Genomic DNA, 11,559 nt, shown 5'->3' with positions numbered 1-11,559 from the left:
GGAACCTGCCCGCACTGCCACCACAGATTCCCAACCTAACAAAGTACTACTAGGAACATCATGAAAATTCGCACCATGAGTATCGCTGCCGCGGCAACCGTGCTGGCCGTGCTGCCTGCCTGCTCGGTGGACGCCGTCGCCGACCAGTCGGGCGCGGAACGCGAGCAGACGGTCCCCACCGTCGATTCGGCGTCCGACCTGAAGATCGCATATTTCTCGGCGGGTGCCAGCAATGCGTACCTCCAGGCATCGATCGACGAAGCGAAGAAGACCGCCGACGAACTCGGCGCAGAACTCGACGTCTTCGATGGGCAGTTCGATGCCCAGACCCAGTTCGACCAAATGCAGAACGCGATCACGAGCGGTCGGTACAACGCATTCGCTGTCGAACCGAACGACGGGAACCTAGTGTGCAACATGCTGACTCAGCAGGCGCCGGAGAAGAACATCATCGTATCGGTGTTCAACCTTCCGATCTGCGGCCGCGCTACCAACAGCGGTGAGGAGACGTGGGAGCCCGGCACTGTGAACTATGTCGGCGGCCAGACACTGGATGTGTACGAGGCGTGGGTCGAGAAGGTCAAGGCCGATCACCCCGACGGCGCGAAGATTGCGCTCATCTCCGGGCCCGATCTGAACGCCAATACGCTGTGCTTCTTCGACGCAGCCAAGGCATTCGAAGGCGACGGCCGGTACGAGGTCGTCTCCAAGCAGACCACCGACTACACCACGCCCAAGGGCTTCCAAGCGGCGCAGACGATTCTGCAGGCCAACCCGGACCTCGACGTCGTGATGTCGAACTTCTCCGGCATGACCCGCGGCGTCGTCCAGGCAACTGCGGGCCGCGACGTCGCCGTGTACGACTTCGGTGGTGACCAGTGGGCCTTGGACAACGTCGAATCCGGTGCCATCACCAGCAGCGTGATGATGTTGCCGCGCCTGGAAACTCGGTTGGCGATCGAAGGACTCGCGGACACCGTCGAGAAACGAGAGACTCCGAGATTCGTCGACCTGTCGGCTTCGGATTCCCTGCCGGGCACGCCGTTTGCGGAGCGCAGCAACGTTGCCGACTTCACGGCCGAGTACTAGGGGGTGGGAGGGGCATGACGGTTTCCGAAACGCGACCGATCGCGATCGACTGTATCGAGGTGTCGAAGACCTATGGCGCCAACCGCGCGGTGAAGTCAGCGACAGTGCAGATCACCGCGGGTAGTGTGCACGCCCTCGTCGGTGAGAACGGCGCGGGGAAATCGACGCTGCTGGGCATGATCAGCGGACGTGTCGAAGCGAGTTCGGGGTCCATTACGGTCTCGGGCACCACACTGCACGGTGGCAACCCCCGTGAAGTCCGTCGACTCGGGTTGGCGGCCGTCTATCAAGAGCTGACGATGGTGCCCGCACTCGACGCGGTGGCCAACGTCTTTCTCGGGCAGAACCTCACGCGCCGGGGCATCCTCGACACCAAGTCGATGCGTGCTCGGTTCCGTGAGATGTGCGTCGACTTCGACGTCGAAATTCCCATGGGTGTGCCGGTGCGGGAACTGTCGGTGTCGTCGCAACAGATCCTCGAAATCATGCGGGGCGTTCAGGCCGACAGCAAGGTGCTGATGCTCGATGAGCCCAGTGCTGCATTGGCCGAACACGAGCGAGACACCCTGTATCGAGTGCTCGATCGTCTTCGCTCGCAGGGGACCACCATCGTTTTCGTGAGCCATAACCTGGAAGAGGTTCTGGCGCTGGCCGATCGGATAACGGTTCTTCGTGAGGGTGCAATCATGCGGACAGCGGACCGTGCCGAGTGGGACCGCAAACGGCTCATTCAGGAAATGGTCGGACGGGACGTGGAAGTCGCGGTACGCGCAGACCGTCGACCGCTGGGCGAAGTGGTGTTGAATGCGCAGAACGTGTCGTTGCCGAACGTGCTTCACGGTCTCGACTTGACAGTCCGGGAGGGTGAGATCGTGGGGCTGTGGGGGCTCGTGGGTTCAGGCCGCACCACGTTCATGCGTTCGGTGTGCGGCATGGAGTCGATGTCGACGGGCGAGATGACTCTCGACGGTGCTGACACCGCGTGGCCGACAAGCCCGCGCGCAGCGATCGACGCCGGTCTCGTCCTGGTTCCGGAAAGTCGACGTGCCGGACTGGTGCTCGACATGGACGGCGCCAGTAACTTCTGGCTCGGTCGTTCCACGCGCACATTCGGGTGGCTGAGGCCGGGGCGTGAGCGTGACGGCGCGTCGGAACCCGTGCGGTACTTCGGATTCGATCCGAAGCGACTGTCGGAGCCGGTGGTGCACTTGTCCGGCGGCAACCAACAGAAGGTGCTGCTCGCGAAGTGGGCGGGACATGGGCCTCGCGTCCTGTTCGTCGACGAACCCACCCGAGGCATCGACATCGGTGCCAAGTCGGAGGTGTTGGCCTCGCTGGTCCACCTCGCAGAACGTGGCGCATCCGTCGTCGTCACCTCCTCGGAGCTCGAGGAGGTACTCGCCGTCGCCGACCGTCTGCTCGTCTTCGCCCACGGACGGATCGTCGACGACATTCCTGCAGGTTCACCGGCATTTACGGTGGCCGACATCGTCAAGCTCGGCTTTCGAGAGGATGCAGCATGAGTACATCGACCGAAACCAACGCGGTCGCCGGCACGCCGGAACCGAAGAAGTCGCCCGGGGGATGGCCGGGCACCAGTCCGTCGACCTTCCTGGTGAAGTACAGCATGCTGGTGGTGCTGGTTCTGCTGGTGGTGGTTGCGACCTTCTTGTACGACGGATTCCTGGCGCCCGCCAACATCCGGGACATCTTGGTTCAGAATGCTGCCGTCGGCATCATTGCCGTGGGGATGACCTTCGTGATCATCTCGGGCGGCTTCGACCTCTCGGTCGGTGCTACGTATGCGCTCGGGTCCACGGTGTTCGCCGGTGTCACGATCTCCACCGGGTCGGTTGCGCTCGCCGGAGCAGCAGCCTTGGCGGCCGGGCTGCTGTGCGGTCTGGCCAACGGACTGCTCGTAGCGAAGTTGCACATCAACCCATTCGTCGCGACGCTGGGTTCGGCGTCGGTGATCTCGGGGCTCGCGTATATCTACTCCAATTCCGCCCCGTTCATCGTGTCGCAGCCCGGCTTCCAGTCGCTGTCCAAATCCCACACGATGGGCATCCCCACCCCGATTTTCATTCTGATACTGACCATGATCGTCGGTGGCATCGTGCTCGCCAAGACCACGATCGGACGCAACGTGCAGGCAGTGGGTGGGAATGCCGAAGCAGGATGGCTTTCGGGATTGAGAGTCCCGTCGATCACCGCGAGTGTGTACGTATTGACCGGAGCGCTCGCTGCCCTCGCGGGGATGATCGATGCGTCACGATTGGCCGTCGGACAGGCCGATGTCGGTGCGAACATCGCGCTCGACGCAATTGCGATCGTCGTTGTGGGTGGAACGTCGTTGCGGGGCGGTGAAGGTGCGATGTGGCGTTCCGCGGTCGGACTGTTGATACTCGCGACCCTGACCAATGTGTTCTACAGCCTCAACGTCAGTCAGCACTGGCAGCTGATTGCCAAGGGACTGATCGTGATTGCTGCCGTGGCACTCGACTCTGCTGCACGCCGTCGCTCCTGAGAGGAAGAGAGCAGGCCATGTGAAGGGCTATGGCGTAAGGCGGAAGTCGGACCGCCATCCTCACCAGAAGTCGAACGGATTTAACTCGTTCGACACAGGCCGTGCCGGTTTCCGGATTAGTGTTCTGACCAGGGCGGGGGAGATCAGGGTCTAGGTCGGAAAGGCTCGTCGCCAGTGAAGCTACACTATCGCGCGGACTGTACCGTAGCGGCGAGCTATCTCGTTCGTCCTGACGGAACCGTCGAACATTCGCGGGCCGCCCAGCCTGGCCCGATGTCGGTTATCCCGGCAGATCTGATCGACATTGCGGTCGGAGTGATGCGAGACGGCCTAGTCGAGGCTCGGTTTCGGTGGTTGTCGCCGAGCAAGCAGCTGCTGGCGATCTCGGTCGTTCTCGTCGACGTGGGAGCTGAGTCGCGCGCCGAGGTATCGATTCGCGACGACGCTGAACTGGCTTGGGGGCTGACCGCTCGGGAGGTCGACGTGGTGACCCTTCTCGCAGGGGGTCTGACCAATCAGAACATTGCGGACCGGTTGTGGCTCAGTCCTCGGACTGTCACCACACATGTCGATCGTGTACTCGCCAAGCTCGGAGTGAAGAGCCGCACGGCCGCGGCCACCAAGGCGCTCGACGAAGGCATGACGAGACTTCCCGTTCCGGGAGGGACCGACGGTTTCGAACATCTCGCGTTGGTGAGAGCGTCTGCCACGGTAACGGTCAAGAGGCCTATCCCCGCGTCGCGCCGGATACGTCTGCAACCACTCGTGATCGGTTCGGCGGTACCGATTACGGGTATCGCTCACGCCGACGGTGAAGAGATGGTCCGGGGAACGGAGCTGGCATTGGCAGAGATCAACGCCAGGGGAGGAGTGGGCGGCCGCCGGGTCGAACTGGCGACCGCCGACGTGGACATCGTGTCGGAAGACAGTATCGAGAAGGGGATGCTCGAGCTGGCAGGCAGAGGTGTAGATGCGATCACATCGGGCTATTTTGCCTGGCAGGAAGTCGCCCACGAGGTTGCAGCGGACTACGGTGCACCGTACCTTCACGCTGCAACGCTCGACGCAATGGTGCAGCGCGTCGAGCATGATCCGTCGCGCTACGGCCGAATCTTCCAGGTCTGTCCGAGTGATACGAATTACGGACCGGGCTTCGTGAACTTTCTTGCAGGTTTGAAGAACCGAGGGCGGTGGAATCCGTCGTCGAAGCAGTTGGTCGTGTTGCTCGGTGCGTGGAAAGTATCCAATCTCGGTCTCGACCGCGCCGCGGACTTGGCGCAAGCGCAGGGGTGGTCTCTCGACGTCGTGCGGGTCGGTCCCAGTACCCAGGATTGGGTCGACGCTGCGAGTCGGGTGCGTTCGCTCGCTCCGGCGGCGCTACTGATCGGCCATTACTTCGTCGACGGGACCGTCGCAACGATTCGTGCGCTCGTCGACAACATGCCGGACACCTTGATCTACAGTCTCTATGCGCCCTCGATTCCTGAATTTCGCGAGCAACTGGGTGATCACGCCAACGGAATACTGTGGGCGACGGTCACCGGTACCTATTCGGATCCGGTCAGTACTGGATTCGCCGAGCGATACAAACGCGTATACGGCGTATTTCCTGGCAGGTCGCACGCCGGAATCGCGTACGACCGCACGATGATTCTCGCTGACGCCTGGTCGCGCTCGGCGTCGCCGCGCGACTACGGGAAGGTATCCCAGGAGATCCGTAGCCTCGTGCACCGCGGTGTCAACGGCTCGTATTACCTCGGTGGCAAAGGACAGGCGGCCGTCGCGTATCCGTTGGGTACGGCGGATGCGTCGCTTGCTCAGGCCCATCTGGTGTACCAGATCCAGGACGGGAAGCATCGCATCCTCAGCCCGGATCCACAGGCCGACAGCGTGTTCGAACTCCCACCTTGGTTCGGGGCGAAGGCGCCGAGAACGATCGGGTAGTCCTGTCTCGACTACCCCGAGTGGCTTTCGTCGAACTCCCTGGATCGACACCCGCGCACGGAGAAGTGGGCATCTGACGGCCAGTGTTAGGCCCCAGGTTCGTCCGCAGCCGGAGTGAATTCGCCAGCTTCGACTCGTCGCCTATCGGCACAGACGGGCGGGCAGGGGAGCCGTACTGTCGCGGAAATCGACGGTGTGACGGCCGTGACCACGATCGCACGCTGACCGTTGGTTTGCGGCGTCGTGGCCGGGGGTATCGACTTCGTTCGGTGGCGGGCGTCTGTGCCCGTCCTTCTGCGACGAGGGATGGGCGTGAACGACAGTGCTAACCAGTTGGGGTCATCGGTGACGTTGGAGTGAGTACCGGCAGATTGAGCGTTGCGCTGATTGCATCCAACAGGTTCCCCATTGCTCAACCGTTCGCAGGCGGCCTCGAGGCCCATATTTGGCATCTGACAAGGGAATTGGTGCGCGAGGGGCACCGTGTCACCCTGTTTGCAGGTCCGGGTTCGGACCCCGACCTGCCGAGCGACCTTCTCGACGTCCAGCAGTTGCAACTCACGCAGTGGGCGAAATCGGACGTGTCGATGCCGTCGGACGACTTCATGACCGATCATCACGCCTACCAGCGACTGATGTTGGACCTGGCGTCGGACCATCGGTTCGACATCGTCCACAACCACAGCCTCCACTATCTTCCGGTCGCGATGGCGTCGACGTTGACTACCCCGTTCCTGACGACGCTGCACACCCCGCCGACGCCGTGGATCGAATCTGCGGTCGCGGCATCCGACGGGAACAGCGGCCGCTTCGCAGCGGTGAGTAGGCACACTGCGTCGATGTGGGACAGCGTCGTGAGCGACGTCGACATCGTGCCCAATGGCGTCGGAGTCGAAGACTGGCCGGCCGGCGAGGGTGGTTCGTATCTCGTGTGGTCGGGACGGTTCACGCCGGAAAAGGGTCCACATCTGGCAATCGAGGCCGCAGAGATGGCGGGCTATCCGTTGAAGCTCGCGGGACCTATTTCCGATCCGGATTATTTCCTTCGTGAGGTAGCCCCCCGCCTCGGCGAGCGAACCACGTACGTCGGTCACCTGGAACAGCGCGAGCTTGCTTGTCTGGTCGGCGGCGCGGCAGCGGCCCTCGCGACGCCGCTGTGGGACGAGCCGTACGGGCTCGTGGTGGCGGAGGCGCTTGCGTGCGGAACGCCCGTGGCAGCATTCGCACGGGGTGGTATTCCGGAGATCGTGTCGTCCGACAGCGGTGTTCTCGTGCCCCCGGGGGACGTCCGGGCCCTGGCTGAGGCTGTTGCGCGAGCCACGGAACTCCCGCGTGCAGGCGTCCGAGCCCACGCGGAACGGCACTGCTCGGCGCGAACCATGGTCGACGCCTACATCGAGCTGTACCGGGACATGATCGGGGCATCGGTCATCCACCTACGGGACAGGCATCGGCACCTCACCGGTTCGAGAACACAGACCTCTGCACGCGCGTTGACGGCCGACTGTCGATGAGGCGTGCGCGATGGCGCGAGCGTGCTCGGCTCGTGCGATGGTGGCGGCTCTGGCGGACTTCGCGTCCGACCACCTTCACCGAGAAGGTGCGGTACAAGATGCTTCGTGATCACCGGAGGCTGTTGATCACCTTCGCCGACAAGGCGGCGATGCGCGACTACGTCACGTCGATCGTGGGACAACGACACCTGCCGACGCTGTACGCGCTACTGGACCATCCGGCCGACCTCGTCGATCTGGACCTGCCCGACAGCTACGTGGTCAAGCCGACCCACGGAAGCGGCGCGGTGGTCGTCGTGTCGTCCGACGCGGATCCGAACGCGACATTGCCGAGCATCGACGCCTGCTGGGCGTATACGCACGTTCGTCCGGAACACGCAGACCGCTCCACGCTCGTCGACATCTCGCAGTACTGGATCGAACAACTCTACGGTCAGGGTCCCAACCGAGAGTGGGCGTACGTCGCGGTTCCTCGGCGAATTCTCGTCGAAGAAATGCTGGTCAAGCCGAACGGCAAGATCGCGGACGACTACAAGTTGTTCGTGTTTCACGGTCGTTGTGAGTTCGTTCAAGTCGATGCCGGGCGGTTCGAACGGAGGAGTCAAGACTTCTACCGGAGGCCCTGGGAGTGGCTTCCGCTCAGTGGTGGACTCCCACACTCGGCCGACGAACAACAGCAACCAGAGTGCCTCGCGGAGATGATCGAGATGGCCGAACGCCTGGCGTCGGACACCGATTTCCTTCGGGTGGACCTCTACGTCGTCGACAGCAGGATCCTGGTCGGAGAGTTGACGAGCTATCCGGCGGGTGGTGACAGCCCGTTCCATCCAGAATCCTTCGATGCCGAGTTCGGGCAGTACTGGACGGTTCCCCGCGCTTACCTCGATCGCGACTTCGGTGGAACCGACGTTTGCTGATCTTCCGGATCGGGCACTCGTAGAGCAACGACCCGGAGGCTCCATGACTGCTGCACGAGAACGTACACAGACGCTGATCAATGTCGACGCTGGGGTATATGTCCCCCAGGAGGATTCATTTCTCCTGAGCGACGAAATTTCGTCACGATCGAACATGGCAGGGGCGCGAGTCCTGGATCTGTGCACAGGCAGCGGTATCGCAGCCATCGAAGCGGCACGAATGGGAGCGCGAGATGTTGTCGCATACGACATCTCCGCCGACGCTGTCGCGTGTGCGTCCGCCAACGCTGCTGCCAACGGCGTACAGGTGGACGTTCGGCTCGGCACGATCGCCGATGCGCTACTGCAGGCGAAATTCGACTTCGTAGTGTCGAATCCACCGTATGTGCCGTCTCCGGAACCGCCGGTCGGTGCCGGTGTGCACCGGGCCTGGGATGCGGGAGACTGCGGACGAGTCGTGCTCGATCTGTTGTGTACCAGAGCTGCTGATCTTCTCGCGCCGGAAGGAGTGCTGTTGGTCGTACAGTCCGAGTTTTCGGGGGTTGTCGACTCGATGGGGCAACTGCAAGGAAGTGGACTGGTCAGCGACGTGATTCGAACGACGACAATAGACTTCGGCCCAGTGATGCAAGACCGCGCGAGCTGGATGGAAGAAACGGGACGTATCGCGCCGGGATGCAGACGCGAGGAACTTGTGCTCATCGAAGCACGCCGACGCACCAACCGGTGAAGGTGAATTCGACCGAATCCAAACAATCGAGGACAAGCCCGGGCCAGGAAGTCTATGGTCGAATAGTGGCAACGGCTTCGAGCAGTGCCCATATGTTGCGTACCGCAGGATTGCGAGTGACGCAGCCTCGCATTGTCGTCTTGAGTTCCGTTCAGGCGCATCCGCATTCGGACACCGACACGATCTACGGACTCGCGCGCGAAGTCCCGCCTGTCGTATCTCGACAGGCCATCTACGACGTGCTCGACGCGCTCACCGTCGCAGGCTTGCTTCGTCGAATTCAGCCAGCAGGCCACGTTGCTCGTTACGAGACGCGTGTGGGCGACAACCATCACCATATTGTGTGCCGCTCCTGCGGTTTCATCGTCGACGCCGACTGCGGGGCCGGCGAGGTCCCATGTTCGACGCCTAGCCGCAGCGGCGGTTTTGTCGTCGACGAGGCAGAAGTCACCTACTGGGGTATCTGTCCTGACTGTGCAACCACCACGAATTCGGTCACACCCCGTGATCGCACACCGAACAAGCCTCTCGGAAAGGAACGCGCGTGACCTCCGACGCTCGCCCGCCTCACTCGGACACCGGCACCGACAGCACGAGTGAGAGCGAAAACCCAGTAATCGAGTCCCCGAAACCCAAAGCGCATGCGCCGCTGACGAACAAGGACTGGTGGCCAGAGCAAATCGATCTGTCGATTCTGCACGCGCACACCTCCAAGTCCAACCCGCTGGGTGAGGGCTTCGATTACAAGTCCGAGTTCGCCAAGCTCGACGTCGAGGCCCTCAAAGCCGATCTGATTTCGGTGATGACCACCTCGCGTGATTGGTGGCCTGCCGACTACGGCCATTACGGCGGCCTGTTCATCCGCATGAGCTGGCACGCGGCCGGGACCTATCGCACCTTCGACGGTCGCGGCGGCGGAGGACAGGGAGCTCAGCGATTTGCACCCCTGAACAGTTGGCCCGACAACGCGAACCTGGACAAGGCTCGTCGCTTGCTGTGGCCGGTGAAACAGAAGTACGGAAACAAGATCTCCTGGGCGGACCTGCTCGTGTTCGCGGGCAACGCCGCCCTCGAGTCCATGGGCTTCGAGACGTTCGGTTTCGGCTTCGGACGCGAGGACATCTGGGAACCGGAGGAAGTGTTCTGGGGCCCGGAGGATGCCTGGCTCGGCACGGACAAGCGCTACGCGGAAGGCCGTGAACTGGCCAAGCCGCTAGGCGCCACCACGATGGGCTTGATCTACGTCAATCCGGAAGGTCCTGAAGGAGAACCGGATCCGGTCGCTGCGGCCCACGACATTCGTGAGACGTTCAAAAGGATGGCGATGAACGACGAGGAGACTGCAGCGCTCATCGTCGGCGGTCACAGCTTCGGGAAGACGCACGGCGCAGGCCCAGCAGACAAGATCGGACCGGAGCCCGAAGGCGCGCCGATCGAGCAGCAGGGTCTCGGATGGAAGAACGGCTTCGGCAAGGGCAAGGCCGAGGACCAGATCACCAGTGGCCTCGAAGTCGTCTGGACCCCGACGCCCACCAAGTGGGGCAATGGCTACCTCGAGAACTTGTACGGCTACGAGTGGGAACTCACGAAGAGCCCTTCGGATGCATGGCAGTTCACGGCGAAGGACGGCGCAGGCGCAGGTACGATCCCCGACCCGTTCGGTGGCCCGGGCCGCGCCCCGACGATGTTGGTCACCGACATCTCGTTGCGCGAGGATCCTGAATACGCCAGGATCACCCGTCGATGGCTCGAACATCCGGAGGAGCTGTCCGTCGCCTTCGCCAAGGCCTGGTACAAGCTTCTGCATCGCGATATGGGTCCGGTTTCACGCTATCTCGGTCCGTGGATTCCGGAGCCGCAGCTGTGGCAGGACCCGGTGCCCACCGCCGACTACGAGCAGATCGATCATGACGATGCCGCGGCGTTGAAGGCGCGAATCCTGGAGTCCGGCCTGACTATCCAGCAGCTCATCGGTGTCGCGTGGTCTTCGGCGTCCAGTTTTCGCCGCACTGACTTCCGTGGGGGTGCGAACGGCGCTCGCATCCGGTTGGAACCACAGAAGAGCTGGGATGCGAGTGAACCGGAGGTTCTGGCCGAGGTGCTGCCGAAGCTCGAGCAGATCCAGCAGGACTTCAACGGTTCGGCAACGGGCGGCAAGAAGGTGTCGCTGGCCGACGTCATCGTCCTCGCCGGAAACGCGGCGGTCGAGAAGGCCGCACGCGACGCCGGCCGCGAGGTGACCGTGCCGTTCCGGCCCGGTCGCACCGATGCCTCGCAGGAGGAAACGGACGTCGAGTCGTTCGAGGTGCTGGAGCCACGCGGTGACGGCTTCCGGAACTTCGTCAAGGCAGGCGAGGAAACACCCGCGCAGGTGCTGTTCCTGGACCGCTCCTACATGCTCGATCTGACGGCACCCGAGGTGACGGTACTGCTCGGAGGGCTCCGCGCGCTCGCCGCCAACCATGGAGGCAGCTCCCACGGTGTGTTCACCGACCGCCCGGGGACGTTGACCAACGACTTCTTCGTCAACCTTCTCGATTCCGACACCGAATGGACACCGTCGGAATCGGAGTCGGACGTGTTCGTGGGGAAGGACCGGGCGTCGGGTGCACAGAAGTGGACGGCGACGTCGGTCGATCTGACCTTCGGTTCGCACTCACAGTTGCGGGCGCTGTCCGAGGTCTACGCGCAGGCGGACAACGGTGACAAGTTCGTCGACGATTTCGTCGCTGTATGGGCGAAGGTCGCCGACAACGATCGTTTCGATCTCGACTGATCGAAAGCGCGGCTGAGCGCAAGTCCGGACCGGTGTGCACACTATCGTCGAGTATCAACGGG

The 11,559-nt window shown here is 62.8% G+C and carries 9 protein-coding genes; all 9 read left to right on the top strand.

Features of this window, described 5'->3' with window-relative positions; genetic code table 11:
* Positions 1-75 precede the first annotated feature (75 nt).
* Entirely contained in the window at positions 76-1,089 is a 1,014-nt protein-coding gene (locus ACODSO_RS27180; protein WP_489039796.1) for a sugar ABC transporter substrate-binding protein, read from the top strand.
* A gap of 14 nt (positions 1,090-1,103) precedes the next feature.
* Positions 1,104-2,612 carry a sugar ABC transporter ATP-binding protein gene (locus tag ACODSO_RS27175; RefSeq protein WP_489039795.1) on the top strand — a complete coding sequence of 503 codons (1,509 nt, stop codon included), beginning with the start codon at positions 1,104-1,106 and terminating at the stop codon, positions 2,610-2,612.
* Entirely contained in the window at positions 2,609-3,616 is a 1,008-nt protein-coding gene (locus tag ACODSO_RS27170; protein ID WP_489039794.1) for an ABC transporter permease, read from the top strand. Before ACODSO_RS27175 ends, ACODSO_RS27170 begins: the two co-directional genes overlap by 4 nt.
* A gap of 273 nt (positions 3,617-3,889) precedes the next feature.
* Complete coding sequence (locus tag ACODSO_RS27165) at positions 3,890-5,560, top strand: ABC transporter substrate-binding protein (protein WP_489039793.1); 1,671 nt, start codon at positions 3,890-3,892, stop codon at positions 5,558-5,560.
* Positions 5,561-5,901: 341 nt separating this feature from the next.
* Positions 5,902-7,074 carry a glycosyltransferase gene (locus tag ACODSO_RS27160; protein ID WP_489039798.1) on the top strand — a complete coding sequence of 391 codons (1,173 nt, stop codon included), beginning with the start codon at positions 5,902-5,904 and terminating at the stop codon, positions 7,072-7,074.
* The gene (locus ACODSO_RS27155; protein ID WP_489039792.1) at positions 7,071-7,991 is read left to right on the top strand and encodes an ATP-grasp fold amidoligase family protein; all 921 of its coding nucleotides are present in this window, start codon (positions 7,071-7,073) and stop codon (positions 7,989-7,991) included. Before ACODSO_RS27160 ends, ACODSO_RS27155 begins: the two co-directional genes overlap by 4 nt.
* A gap of 43 nt (positions 7,992-8,034) precedes the next feature.
* Positions 8,035-8,721 (top strand): HemK2/MTQ2 family protein methyltransferase, encoded by a 687-nt coding sequence (locus tag ACODSO_RS27150; protein ID WP_489039791.1) that lies wholly within the window; start codon positions 8,035-8,037, stop codon positions 8,719-8,721.
* A gap of 62 nt (positions 8,722-8,783) precedes the next feature.
* Positions 8,784-9,269, top strand: coding sequence for a Fur family transcriptional regulator (locus tag ACODSO_RS27145; protein ID WP_489039797.1), 486 nt, complete (start codon positions 8,784-8,786; stop codon positions 9,267-9,269).
* A complete protein-coding gene (gene katG / locus ACODSO_RS27140; protein ID WP_489039790.1) occupies positions 9,266-11,497 on the top strand; it encodes a catalase/peroxidase HPI in 2,232 nt (743 codons plus the stop codon). Before ACODSO_RS27145 ends, katG begins: the two co-directional genes overlap by 4 nt.
* Positions 11,498-11,559 lie beyond the last annotated feature (62 nt).

The sequence above is a fragment of the Rhodococcus sp. FG69 genome, assembly GCF_057808915.1.
Note: the sequence above shows the minus strand (reverse complement) of the source record. Positions and strands in the feature narration are given on the sequence as shown.